Here is a 24,628-nt window from a genome sequence, read left to right on the forward strand (position 1 = left end):
GGGGACAGACGGCCGGGCCGGCCGACGGGTGTCGGCCGGCCCGGAGGTCAGGCTCGGATCGGTCAGACCAGGTCGTAGCGGTCCAGCTCCATGACCTTGGTCCACGCGGCGGCGAAGTCACGCACGAACTTCTCCTTCGCGTCGTCGCTCGCGTACACCTCGGCGAGCGCCCGCAGCTCGGAGTTCGAGCCGAACACCAGGTCGGCACGGGTACCGGTCCACTTGACCTCGCCCGAGGCCAGGTCGCGGCCCTCGAAGAGGGTCTGGTCCGAGGAGGTCGACTTCCACTCCGTGCCCAGGTCGAGCAGGTTGACGAAGAAGTCGTTGGTGAGCGTGCCCGGCGTCGTGGTGAGGACACCGTGCTGGGAGCCGTTGTGGTTGGCACCCAGCACCCGCAGGCCGCCGACGAGGACGGTCAGCTCGGGGGCGCTCAGCGTGAGCAGGTTCGCCCGGTCCAGCAGCAGGAACTCGGCCGGCAGGCGGTTGCCCTTGCCGAGGTAGTTGCGGAACCCGTCGGAGGACGGCTCCAGCGCCGCGAACGACTCGGCGTCGGTGTGCTCCTCGCCCGCGTCGACCCGGCCCGCGGTGAAGCCGACCTCGATCTCGACACCGGCGTCCTTGGCGGCCTTCTCCACGGCGGCGGTACCACCGAGGACGATCAGGTCGGCCAGGGAGACCTTCTTGGCGCCGGAGTTGAACTCGCTCCGGACGCCCTCCAGGGTGCGCAGCACCTGGGCGAGCTCGTCGGGGTTGTTCACCTCCCAGCCGCGCTGCGGCTCCAGACGGATCCGGGCACCGTTGGCGCCGCCGCGCTTGTCGCTGCCGCGGAACGTCGAGGCCGACGCCCACGCGGTGGAGACCAGCTGCGCGACGGTCAGACCGGAGCCGAGGATCTTCGCCTTGAGCGCCGTGACGTCGGCGGCGTCGATCGCCTCGCCCTCGGCGGCGGGCAGCGGGTCCTGCCAGATCAGCGTCTCCGCCGGGACCTCCGGGCCGAGGTACAGCGACTTCGGGCCCATGTCACGGTGGGTCAGCTTGAACCAGGCGCGGGCGAAGGCGTCCGCGAAGTCCTGCGGGTTCTCGTAGAACCGGCGGGAGATCGGCTCGTAGATCGGGTCGAAGCGCAGCGACAGGTCGGTGGTGAGCATCCGCGGGCGGTGCTTCTTCTCCGCGTCGAAGGCGTCCGGCACGGTCTCCGGGGCGTCCTTGGCGATCCACTGGTTGGCGCCGGCCGGGCTCTGCTGGAGCTCGTACTCGTACTCGAAGAGGTTCTTGAAGAAGCCGTTGCTCCACTGGGTCGGCGTGGAGGTCCAGATGACCTCCAGGCCGCTGGTGATCGCGTCCTTGCCCACACCCGTGCCGTAGGTGTTCCGCCAGCCCAGGCCCTGCTCCTCCATGGAGGCGGCCTCGGGGTCGTTGCCGACGTGCTCGGCCGGGCCGGCGCCGTGGGTCTTGCCGAAGGTGTGGCCACCGGCGATGAGGGCGACGGTCTCCTCGTCGTTCATCGCCATCCGGCGGAACGTCTCACGGATGTCGCGGGCCGCGGCGAGCGGGTCCGGGTTGCCGTTGGGGCCCTCGGGGTTGACGTAGATCAGGCCCATCTGGACGGCGGCGAGCGGGTTCTCCAGCTCACGGTCGCCGGAGTAGCGCTCGTCGTCGAGCCAGGTGGTCTCGGGACCCCAGTAGACGTCCTCGTCGGCCTCCCAGACGTCGGCCCGGCCGCCGCCGAAGCCGAAGGTCTCGAAGCCCATCTGCTCCAGGGCGACATTGCCGGTGAGGATCATCAGGTCGGCCCAGGAGATGCTCTGGCCGTACTTCTTCTTCACCGGCCACAGCAGACGGCGGGCCTTGTCCAGGTTGCCGTTGTCCGGCCAGCTGTTCAGCGGCGCGAAGCGCTGCTGACCGGCGCCGGCGCCGCCGCGGCCGTCACTGATGCGGTAGGTGCCCGCGCTGTGCCAGGCCATCCGGATCATCAGCGGGCCGTAGTTGCCGAAGTCGGCCGGCCACCAGTCCTGCGAGGTGGTCAGGACCTCGGCGATGTCCGCTTTCACGGCCGCGAGGTCGAGGTTCTTGAACGCCTCGGCGTAGTCGAACTCCTCGCCGAGCGGGTTCGTGACCGGCGGGTTCGTGGCGAGGATCTTCAGGTTGAGGCGCTCCGGCCACCACTGGCGGTTGCCGCCGCCCTGGGTCGGGTGCGCGGCCCGCCCGTGCGCGACGGGGCAGCCCCCCGTGCCCTCCTCCGTCTTGGGGTCGGTGACGATTGCGTCGGGGTTCTCAGCCATGGCGAATCCTTCCGGACTTGGTGGATCTTCGTGCTCAGAGTTTTGGGGGGTTCTGGGGGGTCGAGCAGGCGGGGCACACGCCCCAGTAGATGACCTCGGCCTCGTCGATCGTGAAGCCCTGGGCATCGGAGGCGGTCAGGCAGGGGGCGTCACCGACCGCGCAGTCCACGTCGGCGACGACGCCGCACGACCGGCACAGCAGATGGTGGTGGTTGTCCCCGACACGACCCTCGAACCTGGCCGGGCTGCCGGCCGGTTCGATACGGCGTATGAGCTTGGCCGCGGTCAGGGCGTGCAGGCCCTCGTACACGGCTTGCAGCGACACATGGCCCACCCGGTCCCGCACGCCCGACGCGATGGCCTCGACGCCCAGGTGGTCACCGGCCCGGACGGTTTCGAGCAGCGCGACCCGGGCGGCCGTCACCCGCAGGCCGGCACCGCGCAGCTCCTCGGCGGTGGACGGGGTTCCGGTTGAGCTCATACGGCGAACCTACCCTCAAAAACACGAACGGTTCAAGAAAACGACAGATTCAATTTTTATGGCGTGCGGGCGTCGCGGGGAGGGCGGGTCCGCGCGGCCCGGTCAGCCGTACCGCAGCACCCTCCCGCACTCCGCTCCACTCCGCCTCTCGGCGCGCACGAGAAACATCGGGTGACCGTCAGACCACGCATCCGACATGGGCCAGGGCCTGCTTCAGCAGCACGCCGTGGCCGCCCGGCATCTCGCTCTGCACCGCCGGGGACAACGCCTCCTGCGGGCTGAACCACACCAGGTCGAGGGCGTCCTGCCGGGGCCGGCAGTCGCCGGCCACCGGCACCACGTAGGCGAGCGAGACCGCGTGCTGGCGGGGGTCGTGGTAGGGCGTGATGCCCTGCGTCGGGAAGTACTCGGCGACCGTGAAGGGCTGGAGGGAGGACGGGACCCGGGGCAGCGCGACCGGGCCGAGGTCCTTCTCCAGGTGCCGCAGCAGGGCGTCGCGGACCCGCTCGTGGTGCAGCACCCGGCCGGAGACCAGCGTCCGGCTGACGGTCCCGTCGGGTCCGATGCGCAGCAGCAGGCCGATGCTGGTGACCTCGCCGCTGTCGTCGACGCGTACGGGCACGGCCTCGACGTAGAGGATCGGCATGCGGGCGCGCGCCGAGTCCAGCTCGTCGGAGGTGAGCCAACCGGGCGTGATTTCGGTCATGTCAGACATTTCTTGATCATACTTTCCGGGTGCGCGCGTGCTCAGACGCGACGGGGATCGGGATCGGGCTCGGTCTCTGGATCGGGAACGGGCTCGGAATCGGGCTCGGTCTCGGCGGGAAGTCCGTACAGGCGGCGGGCGTTGGCGGACGCGGTCCACCGCACGACGCGTAACGCGTCGGTCAGGCTCAGCTCGTCGGCGTCGACCCGGTCCTGGAGCAGCGCCGCCAGCCCCTGCCGGAAGGACACCGCGCCGAGCAGATGGAACTCGGCCGGGCCGAAGGCGTCCGAGCTGTACAGCAGTTTGCGGAACGGGGTGATCTCCAGTGCCTCCTCCAGGACCGCGCGGGCCCGTGCCGGGCCGACGTGGTGCAGGGCGAGTCCCACATCGAGGTACACGTGCTCGAACACGGCCGCCAGATAGGCGGCTTGACGCTGGAACGGCCAGCAGTGCAGGAGCAGGACGGGGACCGTGCCCGCGGTCAGACGCAGCCAGTCGGTCAGCAGGGCCGGGTCGGCGCGGTGCAGCCGCAGGTCGTTGTCACCGAACCCGGTGTGCAGTTGCAGCGGCAGCCCCAGGTCCACGGCCGTCCACAGCAGGTGCCGGACCAGTACCGGATCGGCCAGCCGCCCGCCCGCCGCGAGCCACCGCCGGGCCGCCTCGGTGACCTCCGCCTCCGCGGGGCGCGCCGGGTCGAGGCCGAAACCCGTGCGGTAGGCGGCGACGGACTTCACCGCGACCACCCCGGGCCGCCGCACCGCCTCCTCCGCAGCCCGCCGGAAGCCGGCCGCGTACGCGTCGGGTTCCACGCCGGCCCGCGCCACCGCCTCGGCGACGCTCTCCAGCCGTACGACCTCGTGGGCGGTCCCGCCGGCCGCCTCGGCCAGCTCCCGCGGCGAGGTCAGGGGCAGCGGGGCGTAGCCGGTGTCGACGCAGAACACGGCGGTGCCGGCGGCCCGCAGGAAGCGCCGGTTCACCTCGTCGGCGCCGAGTGCGGAGCGCCGGGCGACGTAGTCCCGCGGCGACGCGTGCCGGGGCAGGCCGAGCACGGGCGCGCAGTGGCGGCGCACGGCCACGCCGACCGGGGTGTCGAACGGGGAGATCCCCGGCCAGGCCGCTCCCTCGGTCAGCAGTGACTCCAGTCCCGCCCGGTCCAGGTCGCCGGTGACCACGCCGTGGCAGTGGTGGTCCACCAGCGGCTGCGCGGCGAGGGCGTCGTGGACCGGGCCCGCGGGGGTGGCCGTCACCTCAGTACCGCCAGCGGTGGGCCGCCGCGACGGCCGCGTCGTCGTATCCCTCGACGGCGGCGATCTCACCGCGGCGCACGGCGATCACCGCGTCGGCGAGGACGGGGCCCATCGCGGCGCGCAGCACCTCGTCGGCGGCGAACTCCGCCACGGCCTCCTCCAGGGAGCAGGGCAGCCGGCGCACCCCGCGGGCGCGGGCTTCCTCGGCGCCCAGCCCGGCGGGGTCGCCGGTGATCTCCTCGGGCAGCATCGCGGAGTTCGCCAGGCCGTCCAGACCGGCGGCGATCACACATCCGAACGCGAGATACGGGTTGGCGGCCAGGTCGACCGGCTTGATCTCGATGTTCGCCGCCCGGTGCCGCCGCCCGGCCGTGCCGGTGATCACCCGCACCCCGGCCTCCCGGGTCTCCCGGCCCCACGCGGTGAACACCCCGGCCCACTGGGAGGGCCTCAGCCGCAGATAGCTGGCGGGGCTGGGCGCGGTCACCGCGGTCAGCGCGGGCAGCCGGGCGAGCACGCCGGCCGTGAAGTACTCGGCGTCGGCGGTCATGCCGTGCCGGTGGTCGCCGCCCGCGTGCAGGTTGACGCCGTCGCGCCAGGCGGACAGATGCAGATGGCCGCCGTTGCCGACGCCCCGGTCGAACACGGCGGGGGCGAAGGAGACCGCGAGGCCGTGGCGCCCGCTGACCGCCCGGATGGTCTGGCGCACCAGGACGCTGATGTCGGCCGCGGCCACCGGGTCCAGCGCGCCCACCGACAGCTCGAACTGCCCGGCCGCGTACTCGGGGTGGATCTGGTCGACCTCCACGCCCTGCTCGGCGAGGGCGGACAGCAGGTCGGCCGTGCAGTCGCTCAACTCCACCTGCCGGGTGGCACCGTACGCCGGGCCCGTCACCGCGGGCACGAAGTCGCCCTCCGCCGCCGGACCCCGGCCGACCACCCACTCGATCTCGACCGACGCCCGGAAGGTGAGGCCGTAGCGGCTGGCGGCGCGGGCCACGATGTGCCGGAGGAAGGTACGCGAACAGCCGGGGTGCCGCTCTCCCTCCTGGGTGATCCGGTCGACCGGCGCCCAGGCCCAGCCGGGCTGTCCGGCCAGCACCACCAGCCTGCTCAGATCGGGGTACAGGCGCAGGTCGCCGTCGGGGGAGCCGAGGACGTCGGTGGTGACGACGGAGTCGTCGGACAGGAAGGTGTCGAACACCGGGGACATGCCGACGCCCCAGGCCGCCGCGGAGGGCAGCTTCGCCGTGGGGACCGCCTTCACCCTGCCGATCCCGGCGGTGTCCACGTAGGACAGCACCACGCCGTGCACACCCCGGCCGGACAGTTCCCCGCTCAGCGCGGTGGCCCGCTCGACGTCTCCGGGACGCCCTCCGGGCACGGGATCGGCAAGGGTGGTCATGCGTTCTCCTCGTCGAGCGGGACCGCGTAACTCGCTGTCGCCGTCAGGGTTTCACGGCCACCGCGCCGTACTGCGGCACCACCACCGGAGAGTCGGTCCCGGAGCGCCACGCCGAGCACGACACCAGGCCCGGTTCGAGCAGTTCCAGTCCCTCGAAGAAGCCGGCGATGTCCGCGCCGTCGCGCGCGGTGATCGGGGGAGTGGCGTTCTCGTTCCAGAACTCCATCGCCGGGATCTGGCCTGCGCCGCCCACCGCGTCGTCGTAGGTGGGGTGGGTCAGCACCAGGTAGCTGCCGGAGGGGACCGCCGCCATCACCCGGTGGGCGATGTCCCGCGCCTTGTCGAGGTCCAGCACGAAGTTGAGGATGCCGAGCATCATCACCGCGACCGGGCGGCCGAAGTCCAGGGTGCCCGCGGCGCGTTCGAGGATCGCCTTCGGGTCGTGCACATCGGCGTCGACGTAGTCGGTGACGCCCTCGGCGGTGCCGGTGAGCAGGGTGCGGGCGTGCATCAGGACGATCGGGTCGTTGTCCACGTAGACGATCCGCGCGTCCGGGGCGACGCGCTGGGCGATCTCGTGGGTGTTGTCCGCCGTGGGCAGACCGGTGCCGATGTCCAGGAACTGCCGCACACCCCGCTCCTCGGCGAGGAACCGCACCGCCCGCCCGAGGAACTCCCGGTCCGCGCGCGCGATGTCCCGGATGATCGGGAACATCCCGGCGACGTGCTCGCCGACCTGCTGGTCGACGGCGTAGTTGTCCTTGCCGCCGATCCAGTAGTTCCACACGCGCGCGTTGTGCGCCACACCGGTGTTCAGCCTCGCCGACTCGCCCGCCGGGGTGTCGCCATCGGTCACGACTCGTCCTCTCCTCGCCCGTGCGGCCGAAACCGGTCGCACGGGCCATTGTGCCGTCCCTTGATCACCTTGTCTCCGGAATCGGCACAGGTACGACGGCGGTTGGCCTGCGGGAGGGCGAACCGAAAGCGAATTCGGCGGAGTTCGATCGCGCTCGGGGAGGACTCGGGATCGCCTCAGGACCGCGTCGCCTCAGGACCGCGTCGCCTCAGGACCGCGTCGCCTCAGGACTGCGGGGTCTTGCCCGCCTGGACGTCCTTCAGCCGGTCGACGCCTGCCTCGACCGCGTCCTCCACCGAGTCGTCCTCGTCGCCGTCCAGGCCGCCCGAGGTGACCGTGATCCCGTCGCTGCCCACGCGGACGGCGGCCACGTCGAGGGTGAGCGTCGCGGGGGAGCCGTCGACATCGCCCTGGACCGTGACCCTGAGGCCCTGGCGGGCGTCGCCCTCGTCCGGCACGGAGGTTTCGATCACCTCGACCGTCCGCTGCTGGCCCTCGCCGTCCGTCGCGGTGAACCGGTCGCACTCCGTCGGCAGCGTCTTCAGCCAGGCCAGGGAGGAGTCGAGGTCGTCCCGGTCGTAGGCGGCGACCTGGTAGAGCAGCCGGGAGTCGCCCTCCTCGAAGCCGCGCAGCGCCGACGCCCCGGAGGGCTTGCCGAGCAGGTCGTCGCTGTACAGCCCGTCCAGGAGCTGCTGGCAGTCGGCGGCGTCCGACTTGGCGGAGAGGAAGTCCGCGACGTCGACCTCGCCGACGAGCAGCGAGTTGTGCCAGCCTGCCGCGTCGTCCACCTGCGTCCAGTCGTCCTCGATGTCCGACTCCGTGATCAGCGCGGCCTGGGCGCCCTCCGCGGTGAGCCGGTCGGGGGAGGCGGTGGTCCGCGCGGCGAGCGGGGAGCCCACGGCCTCCTTGGCGCCGGTGTTGTCGGTGTCGTCCGAGCAGCCGGCGCAGGTCAGCAGGGCGGCTGCCGTGAGGACCGAGGCGAGGAGGTGGGCCGGGCGGGTGCGGGTCATGGCGGAATGCCTCCTGGGAACGTGACACGTCCCCCCAGCGCACCACCGGCTCCCCGAGCCCACCACCGGCACCGGCCCGTTCGGGTGAGCGGTGCCGGCGTCACCCCGCGCGGGGACCTCAGCCCTTGCGGGCCACGCCGCCGTACAGCGAGACCGGTCCGTCGCCGAGCGGTTCCTCGTCCTGGGCGAGGTCGGGGCGCCAGTCCCGGACCGAGACGATGCCGGGGGCGGCCAGTTCGAGCCCCGAGAAGAAGCGGCCCACCTCGGCGTGCGAGCGGGCCACCAGGGTCACCCCGCCCGCCGCGTAGCGCTCGATGCCCTCCCGGACGTTCTCCGGCTCGAAATCGGCGGTCATGCACGACAGGACCAGATGACTGCCCGGCGCCAGCGGCTCCAGGAGGGTGTCGACCAGGTCGTGGGCGCCGTCCTCGTCGGCGACGAAGTGCAGCAGCGCGATCAGCGACAGGGCGACCGGGCGGTCGAAGTCCAGTACCCGGGCGGCCTGTTCGAGGATGGCGCGCGGGTCGCGCGCGTCGGCCTGGACGTACTCGGTCACGCCCTCGCGGGTGCCGCGCAGCAGGGCCTCGGCGTGCGCCAGGACGATGGGGTCGTTGTCGACGTAGACCACGCGGGCGTCCGGTGCGAAGGACTGGGCGATCTGGTGCAGGTTCGGCTCGGTGGGTATGCCGGTGCCGATGTCCAGGAACTGGCGGATTCCCTGCGCTCCGGCGAGGTGGCGGGTGGCCCGCTGCATGAACCGGCGGTTGCTGCGCGCGGCGCGCGGGGCGCCGGTGTCGATCGCCATGATCTGCCGGCCGAGCGCCTCGTCCACGGGGTAGTTGTCCTTGCCGCCGAGGTACCAGTCGTACACCCGGGCCGGATGGGGCCGGGTCGTGTCGATGTGCACAGCCGGCTCGGTCCCGGTCACGAGGTGCTCCTCTGCTCGCTGGGCAAGGTGGGCGTCGCGGGCAGTCTTTCACGATCATCGGGCGTCGCGGAGACTGTCTTCGGCCACCTCCGGAACGGCCGTTCGGTACGTCAACACGGCTGCCGGACGCTGACGTTGAGCGCTTCGGGAGGGGCCCCGGGCTGGTCCGGGGGCGGGCGGCGGGTGCCGCGCGGGGTGCGTTCGGCGAGGGCCGGGAGCGGGGGTGCGCGGAGACTTCAGGCCACGGCCGGGTGGTCGGGGCCGGATCTTCCCAGGGTGCGGGCGACGGTCTATAGTCGAAAACTAGCGGTGCTAATTAAGGATGCCGCTGGTCATGGCCGGTCCTCGGGCCGCCGACGCCGTCGGTCAGGAGTCCCTCTCGTGCGTCCCGTCCACTTCGCCGCCGCCCGCCGCACCCCCATCGGCAAACTGCGCGGAGCCCTGTCCGCCGTACGGCCCGACGACCTCGCCGCGACCGTGATCCGGGGCCTGATCGCCGAGGTGCCGGCGCTCGACCCGGCGCGCGTCGACGACGTCTACTGGGGCGCGGCCAACCAGGCCGGCGAGGACAACCGCAATGTCGCGCGCATGGCCGCGCTGCTGGCCGGGCTGCCCGAGTCGGTGCCCGGCGCCACCGTCAACCGGCTCTGCGCCTCTGGTCTGGAGGCGGTCACCACCGCGGCCCGCACGATCGCCGCGGGCGAGGCGGACATCGTGCTCGCGGGCGGCTCCGAGTCCATGAGCCGCGCGCCCTTCGTCCTGCCCCGCCCCGACGAGGCACTCCCGCACCGCATCGAGACCGTGGACACCCGGCTCGGCTGGCGGCTGGTCAACCCGGCCATGCGGGAACTGCACGGACTGCTGTCGATGGGGGAGACCGCCGAGGAGGTCGCCGCCCGGCACGGCGTCAGCCGCGAGCGCCAGGACGAGTTCGCGCTGCGCAGCCACCGGCTGGCCGCGAGCGCCCGCAAGGACGGCCACTTCGACGACGAACTCCTGCCGGTCCGGCGCCCGGACGGGATCGTCGTCGACAGCGACGAGTGCGTCCGCGAGGACACCTCCCTGGAGCGGCTCGCGCGGCTGAAGCCGGTGTTCCGCGACGGCGGCACGGTCACCGCGGGGAACGCCTCACCCATGAACGACGGGGCCGCGGGTCTCCTCCTGGTCAGCGAGGAGGCGCTCAACGAACTCGGTCTCGAATCGCTCGGGCGCTACGTCGCCGGGGCGTCGGCCGGAGTGCACCCGGACGTGATGGGCATCGGGCCGGTCCCGGCCACGCAGAAGGCGCTCGCGCGGGCGCGCTGGGCCGTGGGGGACGTCCAGGAGACCGAGTTCAACGAGGCGTTCGCGGCGCAGGCGCTGGCCTGCGTCGACCGGCTCGGCATCGATCCGGAGCTGGTCAACCCGAGCGGCGGGGCGATCGCGCTCGGGCATCCGCTGGGGTGCTCGGGGGCGCGGATCCTGACGACCCTGCTGCACCGGATGCGGCGCACGGGGGCGGAGCGGGGGCTCGCCACGATGTGTGTGGGGGTGGGGCAGGGGAGTGCGGTGCTGGTGGAGCGCCACTAGGGGCTCCGCCGGGGTGCGGGGTCCTGGGGGGTATGCGCGAGTGCGGCGCCGTTGGGGCTGGGCGCGCAGTTCCCCGCGCCCCTGAGGGGCGGCCCCTGCGGGGGCTCCCCCTTCGTCGCTGCGGGTTGATCGGTGTGCATACCATCGGTCTTCGCATGGACACGATGACTCTGTGGAACCTCAACGGCTGGCAGTTCGCGGCGCTCGCCCTCGCGGCGCTGCTCGTCGGCTTCTCGAAGACCGCCGTGAGCGGTGCCAACACCATCAGCCTCGCGGTCTTCGCCGCAGTGCTGCCCGCCCGTGCATCCACGGGCGTCCTGCTCCCGGTGCTGATCGCCGGGGACGTGCTCGCCGTCCTCACCTACCGGCGGCACGCCCACTGGCCCACCCTGTGGCGCCTGTTCCCCGCGGTCGCGGCCGGAGTGGTGGCCGGCACGGTCTTCCTGATGTGGGCGGACGACGCGGTCGTCAGGACCTCGATCGGCGCGATCCTGCTGCTGATGGCCGGCGTGACCGTGTGGCGCCGCCGGGTCGCCGAGGCCGAGCGCGGCCCCGACGAGGTGGTCACCCGCGCCGGGCGCGTCAAGGCCCGCTCCTACGGTGTCCTCGGCGGCTTCACCACCATGGTCGCCAACGCCGGCGGGCCGGTGATGTCGATGTACCTGCTGTCCGCCGGGTTCCGCAAGCTCGGCTTCCTCGGCACCTCCGCCTTCTTCTTCCTGATCGTCAACGTGTCGAAGGTGCCCTTCAGCGTCGGACTCGGCCTGATCGACGGCCGCTCGCTGCTCCTCGACGCCGCGCTCGTCCTGTTCGTCGTGCCCGGGGCGTTCCTCGGCAAGTGGGCTGTGAACCGGATCAACCAGCGGCTCTTCGAGCAGCTCGTCATCGCGGCGACCGTGGTGGGCGGGGTTCAGCTCCTGCTGACCTGAACCCCGCGGCGGGCGGGAGGTTCGCTCAGGGCGCGATCCCGACACCCGGGACCCGGCTCCAGGCCCGCTCCTGAGCGGCCGTCATCGCCGGCCACCGCAGCCCGCCCGGCCGGGGCTCCACCCGCGAGGCGTAGCCGCCGGGCCGGAAGCCCGGATCGTAGAAGCAGCCGCTCGCGCACGCCCGAGCGATCGAGCGGGCCGTGGGCCGCACCCCGGTCCGCACCCACCGGTCCAGCGCGCCGACGGAGACGGCGTACTCGGCGGCGCTCAGCTCGCTGTGCTCGCTCTCGCGGGTGAACGTCTGCACCAGGTACCGCTCCCGGCCCGCCCCGCGCAGCGCGGCCCGGTAGGCGGACTCGTGCTCGACGAACGCGGTCGGGTCGTCGATCGCGTGCAGGGTCAGTACGGGGATCCGGACGTCGCCGGTGAGGTCGCTGTCGTACGACAGGTCCCGGACGGCCGTGGGGTCGGCGGCGAACCGCTCGACACCGGCGTTCAGCGCCCGGTCGTCGTGCGAACCCGAGTAGCGCACGCCCTGGTTGGAGAAGGGGTTCCGGCCCCCGAGACGTCCGTGCACGAGATCACGGAACGTGAACGTCGCGAACCGCAGGTGCGACTCCAGGGTGCGCTCCGGAATCCCGGTGACGGCGAGGATGTCGTCGAGGTTGCGCTGCTGCGCCGCCGTCCGCTCCCCCGGCGCCGAGGAGAACCCGGTGCACTCCTGGAGCCGGGCGCGCAGGCCCGCCGAGGTCATCGTGGAGTCGGCCCGCAGCCCCTGCCACAGCGGGTACTCCGGCTCGCTCGGGCGGGGATGGTTGCCGCAGTAGTACTGGTAGACCACGCGGAGATCGACCCGGTAGTCGTACCCCCGTGAACCGCCCGCCAGCACCCCGTTGGTCAGCAGCGCCCCGTCGTACCGGCCCGGGTAGGTCTCGACCGTCTTCGCCGCGACGTTCCCGCCCCAGGACTGCCCGTGCACCAGGGTCAGCTCCGGTGCGCCGAACCTCCCGACGAACACCCGCCGCACGCTCTCCGTGTCCGCGGCCGCCATCCGGGTGCCGTAGCCGCCCCGCCGGTACGACGAACCGGCCCACGCGTACCCCTGGTCCACCATCACCGACCAGCGGCCCAGGTCGTCTAGGCTGCGCGCGGGGTCGGACTCCGCGCCCAGGTCGGGGCCTCCGTGCGCGTGCACCACGAGCGAGCCGTTCCAGTCCTCGGGCACGGCGATGGCGTAGTGGGCGCCGTTCGCGTCCTGCCCGGTCCAGCAGGTCGCCTTCCCGGCCAGTGCCGGCGGGCAGTCCGCGGGGGCCGGGCCCGGCGCGGTCGGGTCCGCCGGTGCGGCGGCGGTCAGGGTGCCCACGGTCAGAGCCGCGAGGCAGGCGGTGAGGCCGCGTCGCAGCAGGCGTGCGGTGGTCCCGTTCAAGGCGCTTCTCCTCGTCTTCGTCGACGTCGGGCCGTGATGCTAGGGACCGCCGGAAGCGAGGTACACCGTCTGATCGTTTGTGTTCATAGAGTTCGCCGGGCGCGTCCGGGAGGGCACGCGGGGGCGCGTCCGGGAGGGCCCGCGGGCGCCGGTTCAGCCTTGGACGACCGAGGCGCGCATCCGGTCGACGGCGCGCAGCACCTCGGCGCGGTTCTTGGCGCTCTTGACCCAGGCGGGGAGCCTGGCGACGGCGGTCATCTTCCGGCCGTGCTCGTACCAGGGGTCCCGCTCCCGCAGCCGAGCGGCGACGAACCGCCGGATCAGGTCGAGGTGTTCGAGGTTGTACGCCCACAACTCACCGTGCCGGGTGTCCGAGCGCAGCCACAGCGCAGGCCAGGTGCCCGCGCCGACGGGACCGCACATCCCGCAGGAGCGGCAGATCACCTCGGCCCGCGCGAAACGCGCGATCCGGTCGCAGCGGGGACAGCGCACCAGCACCGAGCCGCGGAAGGAGTAGTCAGTCCTGCCGGGGTCGTGGAAGCGCGTCGGGTCCTGGGACATGGCTCGATCGTGACAGCGGCGGGCGCCCCGGTGCCATCGGGATTCAGCGGGCGTCGGCCGCCTCGGGCGCCGGTCTGCCGCTCGGCAGGCCGCTGGAGAGGTCCTCCGTCAGCAGGCGCTTGGCGATGGTGTCGACGGCCGCGCGCAGCGCCGCGCCGGACGGGCGGCCGATGTCCTGCTCGACCCGGCCCATCAGCCAGGAGCCCCAGGCCGCGGTGATGACCTCCGCCTCCCGGGCGCCCGCCGGGGTGTGCGAGAGCAGGGAGCCGGCGCGGGTCAGGTAGCCCTCGTCGACCATCCGGTCGAAGACCGGGAGCAGCACCTCCGGCGGCACGTGGCGGCGGGCGGCGATCAGTCCCAGACTCGCGTGGCCGACCACCCGGTCGAGCAGCTCCACCTGCATCACCGCCCAGGCCCCGGCCACGTCGAGCCGGGTGTCGGAGTCCTGGACCAGGCGGCGCGCGGTGTCCAGGTCGGTACTGCCGATGATCTTCATGACGGAGGCTTCGAGGACCGGCTGGGAGTCGGCGCCGCGCGGCTGCCCGAACCCCTCGCCCATGTCCGTCGACCCCATCCGGGCGCTGTCGCGCAGCTCGACCTGTTTGAGGAAGAGGGCGACGACGAACCCGATCGCCGCGACCGGCACCGTCCACAGGAACACCGTCTGCAAGGTGTCCGCGTAGGCGTCGACGATCGGCGCGGCCACCGCGTCGGGCAGGTCGTGCACGCCCTCCGGGCTGGTCGCCGCCCGCGCGACGACGGCCGGGTCGGCGCCGGGCACCGCGGACGCCTCGGCGACGCCCTGCCGCAGGTTGGGGCCGAGGCTGTTGGTGTAGATGGTGCCGAAGACGGCCGTGCCGAAGGAACTGCCCAGGGTCCGGAAGAAGGTGACGCCCGAGGTCGCGGTGCCCAGGTCGGCGTAGTCGACGGTGTTCTGCACGGCGATCGTCAGGACCTGCATGCACAGGCCGATCCCGGTGCCGAGCACGAACATGTACAGCGACTCCAGCCAGGTCCCGGTCGACGGCCCCATCAGGGACATCAGATACAGGCCGAGCCCCATCACCAGCGAGCCGACGATCGGGAACAGCCGGTACTTGCCCGTCTTGCTGACCACGTTGCCGCTGAACACCGACGCGATGAGCAGGCCGATCACCATCGGCAGCGTCCGCACACCGGAGACCGTCGCCGAGTCGCCGTCCACGTACTGGAGATAGCTCGGCAGATAGGTCATCGCGCCGAGCATGGCGAAACCGACGATGAAGCTCAGCACCGAGCAGACCGTGAACACCGGATTGCCGAACAGCCGCATCGGCAGCATCGGTTCGGGCGCCCGGGTCTCCACCCAGCAGAACAGACCGAGGGCGATCACACCGCCGACGAACAGGCCGATGATGACCCCGGAGCCCCACGCGTACTCGTTGCCGCCCCAGCTCGTCGCGAGGATCAGCGCACTCGCGCCGACCGCGACGCAGGCGATGCCCAGGTAGTCGATCACCGGCCGGGACGCCGACTTGACCACGGGGATCGTACGGGCGGCGGCGATGACCACCACGATCGCGATGGGCACGTTGACGTAGAACGCCCAGCGCCACGTCAGATGGTCGGTGAACAGCCCGCCCAGCAGCGGGCCGATGACCGTGGCGACGCCGAACACGGCGCCGATCGCGCCCTGGTACTTGCCGCGTTCGCGCAGCGGGATCACATCGGCGATCAGCGCCATCGACGTGACCATGAGGCCACCGGCGCCGATGCCCTGCATCGCCCGCCACAGGATCAGCAGCGTCATGTTCCCGGCGAGGCCGCACAGGAACGAGCCCGTGATGAACACGATCGCGGAGACCTGGAAGACCAGTTTGCGGCCGAACATGTCGCCGAACTTGCCGACGAGCACCGTCGCGACGGTCTCCGCGAGCAGGTACGAGGTCACCACCCACGACATGTGCTCGGCGCCGCCGAGGTCCGACACGATGGTCGGCAGCGCGGTGCCCACGATCGTCTGGTCCAGGGCGGCCAGCAGCATGCCGAGCATGATCGTCACGAAGACGACGTTGCGGCGGCGTGCGTCCAGCACGGGGGGATCGGCGGCCGGCGGCCGTGCGGCTTCCTCGGCGACTGTCACGAGGACACGTTCACCCGGGCGGATCGTCCTCGCACGTGGGAGGGACCACACGGGTGTCCCGCAGGGCCCTCCCTACGGCTCCGTCCGCAGCCGCGGCGCGCACTGTGCCGCGTCCACCGGCTCCGCGCCGTTCTCCACGCGCTCCGCCAGCGCCCGCCCCCACTCCGCCACCGCGGCCGGGTCCACCCCGTACGGCCGTGCCCCGCCCGCTGCCGCCGCCCACTCCTCGACCGCCCCGGCGCCGCGCCGCAGCAGCCGGGCCCCGCCCGTGACGTTCCCGCGCGCCGCGTGGGTGAGGCCCACGGCGAGCTGGGCCAGTCCCCGCCACAGCCCGCGCTCCCGCTCGGGCCCCGACTTCCAGGCGTCCTCGAAGACCTCGTGGGCGTGGAACGGCCGGCCCGCGTCCAGCAGCTCCTGCGCCTCGGCGACCGTCCGCTCCGGGGTGCGTACGACCCCCTCGGGCTGCCGGGCGACCCCGTCCGCGCCGTAGGGCAGCGGGCGCCCGAGCCCGTCCCGGGGCCGGGCGTTGCGCGCCCGCCCCTCGTCGTCGCGGTCCCGTGCCCCGGCCGTCCGGTTCGGCGATTGTCCGTCCATACGCCGATTGTGCCGCGCCCGGTGCCGCTTTCGAGGCGCCCCCCGGTGTGCGGTAAAGTGCTGTCCGCGCGATCACGCACCTCACCGTGTGTGAGCGCACCGGGACGTGGCGCAGCTTGGTAGCGCACTTGACTGGGGGTCAAGGGGTCGCAGGTTCAAATCCTGTCGTCCCGACGGTGCGAAGGGTCTTCGCGGGCGAGAGCTCACGGAGGCCCTTTTCGTTTACCCCGTTGTATCCGGTATGCGTGGTTATGGCCTGCCGCGTTCCGGGTACGCGGACCGGGCGGCACGGGGGTGCGGAGCCCGCGCCGCCGTATGGGGGTGACGGTCATGACCCTGTTCCGTGATCGGGTGCACGCGGGCCGGGAGCTGGCCCGGGAGCTGCTGGACCGGCGGGCCTCGGCGGAGTTCCGGGACCCGGTGGTGCTGGCCCTGCCCCGCGGCGGGGCGACCGTGGCCCTGGAGGTGGCCCGGGCGCTGGACGCCCCCCTCGACGTCCTGGTCGCCCGGAAGATCGGCGCGCCCTTCCACGAGGAGTTCGGCATCGGCGCGCTGTGCGGGGACGACCCTCCGGTCTTCGACGAGTGGACCCTCGCACGGCTCGGTCTCACCGAGCAGTCCCTGGCCGCCGACGTGGCCCGGGAACGCGCCGAGCTGCGCCGGCGCGAGGAGCTCTACCGGCACGGCCGCCCCGCCCTCGACCTGCGGGGACGCACCGTGATCGTGGTCGACGACGGCCTCGCCACGGGGGTCACCGCCCGCGCCGCCCTGCGCTGGATCCGCGGCCGGGCCCCGGAACGCGTCCTGCTGGCCGTGCCGGTCGGCTCGCCCGAGGGCCTGGCCCTGGTGGGCCGGGAGGCCGACGAGGTGATCTGCCCGCACCGGCCGGCCGACTTCATGGCCGTGGGCCTCTGGTACGAGGACTTCGCGCAGCTCACCGACGCCGATGTGCTGGGGGCGCTGAGAACGGGAGCCGAGGGATCGACTCCGGGCGCCGGTGGTAGAAGCGGACCATGAACCATTCAGCACCTGACTCCACGTCCGCCCCGGCCGGTTCCGCCCTGCCCGGCGCCGGCACGCCCGACCACCGCGGCCGCACCGGACTCGACCGGACCGGCCTGGACCTCACCGGCAACCCCCGGGTGCGGGTCCGGGACGTGAAGCTGCTCTCCAGCCACTGGTACGTCGAGCGGTCCACCACCTTCGACCTCCGGCACGCCGACGGCACCTGGCACACCCAGGAGCGCGAGACCCACGACCGCGGCAACGGCGCGACCATGCTGCTGTACGACGCGGCCCGCGAAACCGTCCTGCTGACACGGCAGTTCCGCTTCCCCGTCTACGTCAACGGCCACCCCGACGGCATGCTGGTGGAGACCCCGGGCGGACTCCTCGACGACGAGGACGAACACCCCGAGGTCGCCGTGCGGCGCGAGGTGGTCGAGGAGACCGGGCACACCATCGGCGCGGTGGAGCACGTCTTCGACGTCTACATGAGCCCCGGCTCGGTCACCGAACGCGTGAGCTTCTACGCCGCCGAGTACGGCCCGTCCACCCGCACCCACGAGGGCGGCGGCCTGGACGAGGAGGGCGAGGACATCGAGATCCTCGAACTGCCCTTCCGTCAGGCCCTGGAGATGATCCGCACCGGGGAGATCGCCGACGCCAAGACCATCATGCTGCTCCAATGGGCCGCCCTGGACGGCCCGTTCGCCAAGTAGCGCAACCGGCGCTTGACTTGAAGTGCGCTTCAAGCTGAAGACTCCCTGTCGCACACCACGAACGGGAGGCATCCGCATGAAGTACCGCACCATCGGCACCGATCCCCGCAACCGCCGCGAGGTCAGCGTCCTCGCACTCGGCGCCATGCTGTTCGGCTCGCGCACCGACGAGGAGACGTCCTTCGCCGTCCTCGACCGCTATGCCGAGGCCGGCGGCAACTTCATCGACACGTCCGACAACTACGCCTACTGGGAGGACGGCGGCCAGGGCGGCCAGAGCGAGGCACTGCTCGGCCGGTGGCGGCGCAGCCGGGGCATCGGCGAGGAGATCGTCATCGCCACCAAGCTCGGCGCCCGCCCCCTGGCCCCCGGCACCGGCTTCGTCGACAACCCCGAGGGCCTGTCGGCGAAGGTGATCCGCGAGTCCGCCGAACGCAGCCGCGAACTCCTCGGCGTCGAGAAGATCGACCTGCTGTACGCGCACGTCGAGGACCACCGGGTCCCCCTGGAGGAGACCGTCGAGGGGTTCGCCGAGCTGGTGGCGGAGGGCACCGTGGGCCTGCTCGGGGCCAGCAACCACGCCGTGTGGCGGGTGGAGCGGGCCCGCGCCCTCGCCGCCGCCCGCTCCCTGCCCGGCTACCAGGTGCTCCAGTACCAGCACAGCCATCTGCGGCCGCGCTTCGACGTGCCCAGCGACCTGTTCCCCGACGGCAGCCTCGGCCACGCCGGAGCGGAACTGATGTCGTACCTGCGCGCCGAGTCCGACCTCACCCTCGTCGCGTACTCCCCGCTGCTGGCCGGCGCCTACACCCGCCCGGACAAGCCGCTGGCGCCCGACTACGACCACCCGGGCAGCCCCGCCCGCCTGAAGGTGCTGCGCGAGGTGGCGCGGGAGGCGGACGCGACCGTCAACCAGGTCGTGCTGGCCTGGCAGATCGGCGCGCCGCTGCCGGTGATACCCCTGGCCGGGGCGTCCTCGGTCGCGCAGCTGGAGGAGAACCTGGCCGCGGTGGACCTGGAGCTGACGGCCGAGCAGCGCGCCCGGCTGGACGCCGCCCACTGAGGACCGGGTGGCGGACGGCCGGCCGCAGTAGGCTCCGAAGGGAAGCCGAAGGAGCGTGCCTCATGCCCATTCCCGGCGGCCGGTCCGTCCGTACCACCCCCGAGGGTCTGCTGTGGGAGCCCTGCGAGCGCCGGGTGCGCGGCGTCAAGGGGGGGACCACCGTGGTGGACAGCCGGCACCCCGTGCTGGTCTGGGAACCCGAGGGGATCCCCGTCCCGTGCTACGCCTTCCCCCGCGCCGAGGTCCGCACCGACCTCCTGCGCCCGGCGGAGCATCCACCGACGGGCACCCACACCGGCTCGCGCGTCTTCTACGACCTGGAGGTCGACGGCGAGCGGATGGCCAACGCGGCCTGGACCTTCCCCGCGGACGACCTCGCCGGGCACATCGCCTTCGAGTGGTTCCTGCGCCGCCACGACGGCCTGGACCACTGGTACGACGAGGACGAGGAGATCTTCGGGCACCCCCGCGACCCGCACCACCGGGTGGACGCGCTGCGCAGCAGCCGTCACGTCCAGGTGGAGATCGGCGGCGTCCTGGTGGCCGACACCCGTCGGCCGGTACTGCTGTTCGAGACCGGACTGCCCACCCGGTACTACCTGCCGCCCGAGGACGTCCGCCTGGACCTGTTCGAGGCCACCCGGCACACCTCGCTCTGCCCCTACAAGGGCAACGCCCGGTACTGGAGCTTCGGCGGCGCGGCGGACGTGCCGCGCAACGTCGTCTGGAGCTACCCGGAGCCGCTGCCCGCGGTCGGCGCCATCGAGGGACGGCTCGCCTTCTACAACGAGGCGGTCGATCTCGTGGTGGACGGCGAACGCCTGCCGCGCCCGGACACCCTGTTCAGCGCCTCACTCCGGAAGTGAGCCGCGCCCAGCTCAAGGAGCGGGCCGCCCCCCGTCCAAGGAGTGAGCCTCGCCTCCCTCAAGGAGCGGGCCGCGCCCCGCTCAGGCGGTGAAGCGGTCGAGGAGGGCGTCCAGGCCCGCCGCGAGGCCCTCGGGGCCGCCCCGTTCGGCGAGCGCCGGGGCCGCCTCCCGCAGCCGGGGCAGTTCCTGCGACGGCATCCGGTGCAGGCCCAGCCGGAACGCGGGATCCGTCTCCTCGGGGTTGTCCACCATCGCCCGCAGCTCCACCGACACATAGCCCAGCAGCCAGGCGGTGTAGGCGCGGAGCGCCGCCGTGGAGCGCGCCTCGTCCAGCCCGGCCTCCCGCAGCAGCCCCAGCACCCGCTCGTGGTCCTTCAGCACGGCCAGCGGGCGGCGGGCCAGCGGCACGGCCAGCATGCGGGTGGCGAGCAGGGGCACCGCGTGCGGATGCGCCAGGCAGACCTCGTACGAGGCGCGGGCCACGCGGTGCAGACCGGCCCGCCAGTCGGCGGCGTCGTCCGGCAGGGCGGCGAGCCGCTCGGCCAGTTCGAGGTAGAGGGCCTCGACCAGACCGTCCAGCAGGGCCTCCTTGCCGGCCGCGTACCGGTACAGCGCCATCGCCTCCACGCCGAGTTCGCCGCCGAGGCGCCGCATGCTCAGCGCCGACAGGCCCTCCCGGTCCACCAGTTCCAGGGCGCTGGCCAGCACCCGCTCCCGGCTCAGCCGGCCGTAGCGGCCGCGGTCGCTCGCGCGTCTGGCGGGCGTGGGCTTCTTCGGGTTCGCCATGCGCACACCTCGGTTCCGTCCGTCAGGACCGGCGGCGCCCGGGCCCGATCGAAGCGTACGGGGTGATCCGTACGCTGCCGGGTTGACCGGGCCGGTTGCTGAGTGGAGGATGTACGTATACATCGTATACATACGATGCGCGCGGTGAGGGACCACGGGTACCGCGGAGCCGGACGGGTCCGCGTCCGCGCCGTCGGCGGAGCTGCCGCCCCCGGTGGCGCGGGACCCGTGCCGCGCGGCAACGACCGAGCGCGGGTGGCCGACGATCATGAGCGCGCCCATCGAGGACTACGCACTCCTCAGTGACCTGGAGACCGCGGCCATGGTCGGCCGGGACGGCTCCGTCGACTGGCTGTGTCTGCCCCGCTTCGACTCGCCCGCCTGTCTCGCCGCCCTGCTGGGCACCCCGGACCACGGCTTCTGGCGCCTCGCGCCCCCCGGCCGGGGCCCCTGCACCCGCAGGGCCTACCGCCACGACACCCTCGTCCTGGACTCGTACTGGGAGACCGCGACCGGCGCCGTACGGGTCACCGACTTCATGCCGCCGCGCGCCCAACTGCCCTGTCTGGTAAGGGTCGTCGAGGGGCTCTCCGGTGCGGTGACCCTCCGCAGCGAGCTGCGGCTGCGCTTCCACCAGGGCCGGGTGGTGCCCTGGGCGCGGCCCGACGGGGACTGCGTCGTCGCGGTCGCCGGTCCCGACGCGGTGTGGGTGAGCGCCGACGGACCCGTCCGGACGCTTGGCGGGGAGTCGTCCACCGTCGCGGAGTTCACCGTCACGGCCGGACGCCGGCTGGCGCTGACCCTGGTCTGGGCCCCCTCGCACCGGCCGGGCCCGCCCGAGCCCCTCGCCGTGCCCGCGGAGACGGTGCTGAAGGAGACCGTCGACTACTGGCGCCGCTGGACCGGCCGCTGCCGCTACGACGGGCCCTGGCGGGATGCCGTGGTCCGCTCCCTGATCACCCTCAAGGCGCTCACCTACGCCCCCACCGGCGGGATCGTCGCCGCGCCCACCACCTCGCTGCCCGGCTGTGTCGGCGGCGAACGCAACTGGGACCACCGCTACTGCTGGCTGCGCGACTCCACCCTCACGCTCTCCTGCCTCCTGCGCTGCGGCTACCAGGAGGAGGCCACGGCCTGGCTGGCCTGGCTGGTGCGGGCCATCGCGGGCGACCCGGCCGACCTCCAGACCGTCTACGGCGTCGGCGGGCAGCGCCTGCTGCCGGAGACCGAGGCGCCCTGGCTGCCCGGCTACGAGGGGTCCCGCCCGGTGCGGTTCGGCAACTCGGCCGTCGGACAGTTCCAACTGGACGTCTACGGCGAGGTCCTGGACACGCTCTGGCAGTCGCTGCTGGCGGGCATCCCCATGCCCGCGCACCTGTGGAACCTGGTCGAGGCCCTGATGGGCTTCCTGCTGCGGCACTGGCGTGAACCGGACCGCGGCCTGTGGCAGGTGCGCGGACCGCGCCGCCAGTTCGTGCACTCCAAGGTCATGACCTGGGTGGCCGCCGACCGCGCGCTGCGCATGGGCGAACTCCTCGGCCGCAACGGCTCCTCGGACCGCTGGCGGACCATGCGCGACCAGGTCCACGACCAGATCTGCCGTCGCGGCTGGGACCCCGCCCGGCGCTCCTTCGTGCAGGCGTACGGCTCGCCGGCCCTGGACGCCTCCGCCCTGCTGCTGCCCAAGGTGCGCTTCCTGCCCGCCGCCGACCCGCGGGTGCGCGCCACCGTGTGCGCCATGAGCGGCCTCGACGAGGGCGGATTCCTGCGGCGGTACGCGCGGGCCGGCCGCGGCGTGCACGAGGTGGACGGCATGCCGGGCCGCGAGGGCGCGTTCGTGTCCTGCTCGCTGTGGTACGCCGACGCCCTCGCCGCCACCGGCCGCACCGCCGAGGCCCGGGAGACCTTCGAACGGGTCCTCGACGTCCGCAACGACGTGGGGCTGCTCGCCGAGCAGTGGGACCCCGCCCTCGGCCGTCAACTGGGCAACGCCCCGCAGGCGTCCAGCCACATCGCCCTCGCCGAGAGCGCGTTCGCCCTGGCCGGGACCGCCAGTCCGACGGCTTGGCCCGACGGCTCAGTCCGACGGCGCAGTCCGACGGCTCAGTCCGACGGCTTCCGGCGCCGCGCGGACCCGGCGTAGCCGAGCGGGTTCAGCTGCTGGAAGCGCCAGCTGTCCCGGCACATGTCGGCGAGGTCGCGGGTGGGCCGCCAGCCCCAGGCGCGGTCCGCCGCGCTCACGTCGGCGATCAGTTCCGCGACGTCGCCGGGCCGCCGCTGCGCCACCTCGTAGGGCACCTGGAGGCCGCACGTCCGGGAGAAGGTGTCGACCACGTCCAGTACCGAACTCCCCTTGCCGCGGGCGAGGTTGAACACCTGCAGGCCCCTCCGGTCGGCGAGGTGGTCCAGCGCCATGCGGTACGCCTCGACGCAGTCCATGACGTGCAGGTAGTCCCGGACCGCCGTGCCGTCCCGGGTGGGGTAGTCGCCGCCGCGCACGTTCAGCCGCGGATGCCGGCCGACGGCCACCTGGGCCAGGTACGGCATCAGGTTGTCGGGCGTGCCCCGGGGGTCCTCGCCGAGCAGTCCGCTCGGGTGGGCGCCGACCGGGTTGAAGTAGCGCATGCACAGCACGGAGTACTCGGGGTGGCGGCGGCACACGTCGGCGAGGATCTGCTCACAGGTCCACTTGGTCTCCGCGTAGGGGTGGCCGGGCCGGGCGGGCGCGTCCTCGCGGATCGGGCCGGGGCCCGCGGCGCCGTAGACCGAGCAGGACGAGGAGTACACCAGCTGGTGCACCCCGTGCGCGTGCATGGCGCCCAGCAGGGCCATGGTGCCGCCGACGTTGACGTCGTAGTACTCGACCGGTCTGCGCAGCGATTCCGACGCCGACTTCAGGCCCGCGAAGTGCAGCACGGCGTCCACCGTGTGCCGGTCGAAGACGGCCGACAGGGCGTGCCGGTCGCGGATGTCCAGGTCGTAGACGGCGCCGACGAACCGGCCCGCGACGCGTTCGACGCGCGCGAAGACCTGCGAGGAGCTGTTGCTGTAGTTGTCGACCACGATCACCTCGTAGCCGTGGTCCAGCAGCTCGACGCAGGTGTGACTGCCGATGAATCCGCCCCCGCCGGTCACGAGGACAGTGGACGGTGCGCTCATGGGCCCGGCTCCGCTCCCTCATGCTGATGAAGAACGGGGAACACCGTATGTTTACGACGTATATGTACGACTCTGCTCCCCCCGGCAGCCACAGTCAAGCGCTCAGCCCCTGACGAGCAGCTGGAAGTCGAAGGAGTAGCGCGAGGCCCGGTAGACGTGGGTGCCGTACTCCACCGCGCGGCCGGTGTCGTCGTAGGCGGTGCGCTCCATGGTGAGCAGGGCCGCGCCCGGTGGCTCGTCGAGCCGGGCGGCCTCCCCGGCGGTGGCCGAGCGGGCCCCGACCCGCTGGTGGGCGCTGTGCAGGGTGATCCCGGCCGAGCGCATCATCCGGTACAGGCCGGTCTCCTCCAGGCGGGCCGTGTCGGAATCCAGGAGTCCGGCCGGAAGGTGGTTGCACAGCAGGGCCACCGGCCGGTCGTGGGTGTGGCGCAGCCGCTCCAGGAGGACCACCTCGGTGCCCTCGGCCAGGCCGAGGGCCGCGGCCACCCGGGCGTCGGCCTGGACGGTCTCGTTGCGCACGACCCGGGTGGTGGGTCCCTGCCCGGCCGCCTCCAGGTCGTCGTAGAGGCTGCTCAGTTCCAGGGGGCGCCGGACCTGGCTGTGCACCACCTGGGTGCCGACCCCGCGCCGTCTGATCAGCAGCCCCTTGTCGACCAGGGACTGGATGGCCTGACGGACGGTCGGCCGGGACAGGCCGAGCCGGGTCGACAGGTCGATCTCGTTGCCCAGGAGGTGGCCGGGGGTCAGCTCGCCGCCGCCGATCGCCGCCTCCAGTTGCCGGGCGAGCTGATGGTAGAGGGGCACCGGGCTGTTGCGGTCCAGGGTGAGGTGCAGGGCGTCGAGCGCCGAGGGGAGGGGGACGCGGCCTCGGGTCCTGGCCATGGACGTACCTGCCTTTCCGGCGCGTCGGGGATACC

At 72.9% G+C, this 24,628-nt stretch carries 22 protein-coding genes and 1 tRNA gene; 8 read left to right on the plus strand and 15 right to left on the minus strand.

Annotated elements, in window-relative coordinates; genetic code table 11:
* Positions 1-62: 62 nt before the first annotated feature.
* The 8 genes from katG to AB0E07_RS16055 form a co-directional block, all read right to left on the minus strand.
* Positions 63-2,282 (minus strand): catalase/peroxidase HPI, encoded by a 2,220-nt coding sequence (gene katG / locus AB0E07_RS16020; RefSeq protein ID WP_362251197.1) that lies wholly within the window; start codon positions 2,280-2,282, stop codon positions 63-65.
* 34 nt (positions 2,283-2,316) lie between these two features.
* Positions 2,317-2,763 (minus strand): Fur family transcriptional regulator, encoded by a 447-nt coding sequence (locus tag AB0E07_RS16025; protein WP_362251200.1) that lies wholly within the window; start codon positions 2,761-2,763, stop codon positions 2,317-2,319.
* Between the two features lie 178 nt (positions 2,764-2,941).
* Entirely contained in the window at positions 2,942-3,469 is a 528-nt protein-coding gene (locus AB0E07_RS16030) for an NUDIX hydrolase family protein (protein ID WP_362251203.1), read from the minus strand.
* A gap of 41 nt (positions 3,470-3,510) precedes the next feature.
* Positions 3,511-4,716 carry an amidohydrolase family protein gene (locus tag AB0E07_RS16035; protein ID WP_362251205.1) on the minus strand — a complete coding sequence of 402 codons (1,206 nt, stop codon included), beginning with the start codon at positions 4,714-4,716 and terminating at the stop codon, positions 3,511-3,513.
* A gap of 1 nt (position 4,717) precedes the next feature.
* Positions 4,718-6,121 carry a glutamine synthetase family protein gene (locus AB0E07_RS16040; RefSeq protein WP_362251207.1) on the minus strand — a complete coding sequence of 468 codons (1,404 nt, stop codon included), beginning with the start codon at positions 6,119-6,121 and terminating at the stop codon, positions 4,718-4,720.
* Positions 6,122-6,164: 43 nt separating this feature from the next.
* Positions 6,165-6,977 carry an SAM-dependent methyltransferase gene (locus AB0E07_RS16045; RefSeq protein WP_362251210.1) on the minus strand — a complete coding sequence of 271 codons (813 nt, stop codon included), beginning with the start codon at positions 6,975-6,977 and terminating at the stop codon, positions 6,165-6,167.
* Positions 6,978-7,201: 224 nt separating this feature from the next.
* A complete protein-coding gene (locus AB0E07_RS16050) occupies positions 7,202-7,987 on the minus strand; it encodes a hypothetical protein (RefSeq protein WP_362251213.1) in 786 nt (261 codons plus the stop codon).
* A gap of 118 nt (positions 7,988-8,105) precedes the next feature.
* Positions 8,106-8,915, minus strand: coding sequence for an SAM-dependent methyltransferase (locus AB0E07_RS16055; RefSeq protein ID WP_362251216.1), 810 nt, complete (start codon positions 8,913-8,915; stop codon positions 8,106-8,108).
* A 381-nt stretch (positions 8,916-9,296) separates the two neighbouring features.
* Between AB0E07_RS16055 and AB0E07_RS16060 the strand changes: the two genes are divergently transcribed.
* Together AB0E07_RS16060 and AB0E07_RS16065 are read left to right on the plus strand one after the other, a co-directional pair.
* Positions 9,297-10,484, plus strand: coding sequence for a thiolase family protein (locus tag AB0E07_RS16060; protein ID WP_362251219.1), 1,188 nt, complete (start codon positions 9,297-9,299; stop codon positions 10,482-10,484).
* A 155-nt stretch (positions 10,485-10,639) separates the two neighbouring features.
* Positions 10,640-11,413 carry a sulfite exporter TauE/SafE family protein gene (locus AB0E07_RS16065; protein WP_362251222.1) on the plus strand — a complete coding sequence of 258 codons (774 nt, stop codon included), beginning with the start codon at positions 10,640-10,642 and terminating at the stop codon, positions 11,411-11,413.
* Positions 11,414-11,438: 25 nt separating this feature from the next.
* On the opposite strand, the gene AB0E07_RS16070 is transcribed toward AB0E07_RS16065, so the two are convergent.
* From AB0E07_RS16070 to AB0E07_RS16085, 4 genes are all read right to left on the minus strand, one after another.
* On the minus strand, positions 11,439-12,818 hold the full coding sequence (locus AB0E07_RS16070) for a DUF6351 family protein (RefSeq protein WP_362251406.1): 1,380 nt from the start codon (positions 12,816-12,818) through the stop codon (positions 11,439-11,441).
* 174 nt (positions 12,819-12,992) lie between these two features.
* Positions 12,993-13,400 (minus strand): hypothetical protein, encoded by a 408-nt coding sequence (locus tag AB0E07_RS16075; RefSeq protein WP_362251225.1) that lies wholly within the window; start codon positions 13,398-13,400, stop codon positions 12,993-12,995.
* A 43-nt stretch (positions 13,401-13,443) separates the two neighbouring features.
* Positions 13,444-15,522, minus strand: a complete 2,079-nt coding sequence (locus tag AB0E07_RS16080) for an MDR family MFS transporter (protein WP_362251229.1) — start codon at positions 15,520-15,522, stop codon at positions 13,444-13,446.
* Between the two features lie 72 nt (positions 15,523-15,594).
* Positions 15,595-16,116, minus strand: coding sequence for a DUF309 domain-containing protein (locus tag AB0E07_RS16085; protein WP_362251232.1), 522 nt, complete (start codon positions 16,114-16,116; stop codon positions 15,595-15,597).
* Positions 16,117-16,216: 100 nt separating this feature from the next.
* Here AB0E07_RS16085 and AB0E07_RS16090 point away from each other — a divergent pair.
* From AB0E07_RS16090 to AB0E07_RS16110, 5 genes are all read left to right on the plus strand, one after another.
* Positions 16,217-16,290 (plus strand) — tRNA-Pro (locus tag AB0E07_RS16090).
* Between the two features lie 156 nt (positions 16,291-16,446).
* Positions 16,447-17,133 carry a phosphoribosyltransferase family protein gene (locus AB0E07_RS16095; protein WP_362251235.1) on the plus strand — a complete coding sequence of 229 codons (687 nt, stop codon included), beginning with the start codon at positions 16,447-16,449 and terminating at the stop codon, positions 17,131-17,133.
* On the plus strand, positions 17,130-17,837 hold the full coding sequence (locus tag AB0E07_RS16100; RefSeq protein ID WP_362251238.1) for an NUDIX domain-containing protein: 708 nt from the start codon (positions 17,130-17,132) through the stop codon (positions 17,835-17,837). The genes AB0E07_RS16095 and AB0E07_RS16100 overlap by 4 nt, the downstream gene beginning before the upstream one ends.
* Positions 17,838-17,913: 76 nt before the next feature.
* Complete coding sequence (locus AB0E07_RS16105; protein ID WP_362251241.1) at positions 17,914-18,900, plus strand: aldo/keto reductase; 987 nt, start codon at positions 17,914-17,916, stop codon at positions 18,898-18,900.
* Positions 18,901-18,962: 62 nt separating this feature from the next.
* A complete protein-coding gene (locus AB0E07_RS16110; protein WP_362251244.1) occupies positions 18,963-19,766 on the plus strand; it encodes a DUF427 domain-containing protein in 804 nt (267 codons plus the stop codon).
* Positions 19,767-19,847: 81 nt separating this feature from the next.
* Here the strand turns inward: AB0E07_RS16110 and AB0E07_RS16115 are convergent, their stop codons facing one another.
* A complete protein-coding gene (locus AB0E07_RS16115) occupies positions 19,848-20,552 on the minus strand; it encodes a TetR/AcrR family transcriptional regulator C-terminal domain-containing protein (protein WP_362251247.1) in 705 nt (234 codons plus the stop codon).
* A 268-nt stretch (positions 20,553-20,820) separates the two neighbouring features.
* Between AB0E07_RS16115 and AB0E07_RS16120 the strand changes: the two genes are divergently transcribed.
* Positions 20,821-22,695: a glycoside hydrolase family 15 protein gene (locus AB0E07_RS16120; RefSeq protein ID WP_362251249.1), complete on the plus strand. Its 1,875-nt coding sequence runs from the start codon at positions 20,821-20,823 to the stop codon at positions 22,693-22,695.
* Here the strand turns inward: AB0E07_RS16120 and galE are convergent.
* Positions 22,656-23,711, minus strand: coding sequence for a UDP-glucose 4-epimerase GalE (gene galE / locus AB0E07_RS16125; RefSeq protein ID WP_362251252.1), 1,056 nt, complete (start codon positions 23,709-23,711; stop codon positions 22,656-22,658). The two genes, AB0E07_RS16120 and galE, sit on opposite strands and share 40 nt — an antisense overlap.
* 102 nt (positions 23,712-23,813) lie before the next feature.
* The gene (locus tag AB0E07_RS16130) at positions 23,814-24,593 is read right to left on the minus strand and encodes a GntR family transcriptional regulator (RefSeq protein WP_362251255.1); all 780 of its coding nucleotides are present in this window, start codon (positions 24,591-24,593) and stop codon (positions 23,814-23,816) included.
* Positions 24,594-24,628: the final 35 nt, after the last annotated feature.

The sequence above is a fragment of the Streptomyces sp. NPDC048002 genome, assembly GCF_040653275.1.
In the GTDB taxonomy this organism is placed as follows: Bacteria; Actinomycetota; Actinomycetes; order Streptomycetales; family Streptomycetaceae; genus Streptomyces.

Coding starts and splice junctions, on each gene's coding strand:
- AB0E07_RS16030 (WP_362251203.1), bottom strand. CDS start 3,469: ATGACCGAAATCACGCCCGGTTGGCTCACCTCCGACGAGCTGGACTCG.
- AB0E07_RS16095 (WP_362251235.1), top strand. CDS start 16,447: ATGACCCTGTTCCGTGATCGGGTGCACGCGGGCCGGGAGCTGGCCCGG.
- AB0E07_RS16025 (WP_362251200.1), bottom strand. CDS start 2,763: ATGAGCTCAACCGGAACCCCGTCCACCGCCGAGGAGCTGCGCGGTGCC.
- AB0E07_RS16120 (WP_362251249.1), top strand. CDS start 20,821: ATGAGCGCGCCCATCGAGGACTACGCACTCCTCAGTGACCTGGAGACC.
- AB0E07_RS16050 (WP_362251213.1), bottom strand. CDS start 7,987: ATGACCCGCACCCGCCCGGCCCACCTCCTCGCCTCGGTCCTCACGGCA.
- AB0E07_RS16040 (WP_362251207.1), bottom strand. CDS start 6,121: ATGACCACCCTTGCCGATCCCGTGCCCGGAGGGCGTCCCGGAGACGTC.
- galE (WP_362251252.1), bottom strand. CDS start 23,711: ATGAGCGCACCGTCCACTGTCCTCGTGACCGGCGGGGGCGGATTCATC.
- AB0E07_RS16100 (WP_362251238.1), top strand. CDS start 17,130: ATGAACCATTCAGCACCTGACTCCACGTCCGCCCCGGCCGGTTCCGCC.
- AB0E07_RS16085 (WP_362251232.1), bottom strand. CDS start 16,116: ATGGACGGACAATCGCCGAACCGGACGGCCGGGGCACGGGACCGCGAC.
- AB0E07_RS16105 (WP_362251241.1), top strand. CDS start 17,914: ATGAAGTACCGCACCATCGGCACCGATCCCCGCAACCGCCGCGAGGTC.
- katG (WP_362251197.1), bottom strand. CDS start 2,282: ATGGCTGAGAACCCCGACGCAATCGTCACCGACCCCAAGACGGAGGAG.
- AB0E07_RS16075 (WP_362251225.1), bottom strand. CDS start 13,400: ATGTCCCAGGACCCGACGCGCTTCCACGACCCCGGCAGGACTGACTAC.
- AB0E07_RS16115 (WP_362251247.1), bottom strand. CDS start 20,552: ATGGCGAACCCGAAGAAGCCCACGCCCGCCAGACGCGCGAGCGACCGC.
- AB0E07_RS16110 (WP_362251244.1), top strand. CDS start 18,963: ATGCCCATTCCCGGCGGCCGGTCCGTCCGTACCACCCCCGAGGGTCTG.
- AB0E07_RS16065 (WP_362251222.1), top strand. CDS start 10,640: ATGGACACGATGACTCTGTGGAACCTCAACGGCTGGCAGTTCGCGGCG.
- AB0E07_RS16130 (WP_362251255.1), bottom strand. CDS start 24,593: ATGGCCAGGACCCGAGGCCGCGTCCCCCTCCCCTCGGCGCTCGACGCC.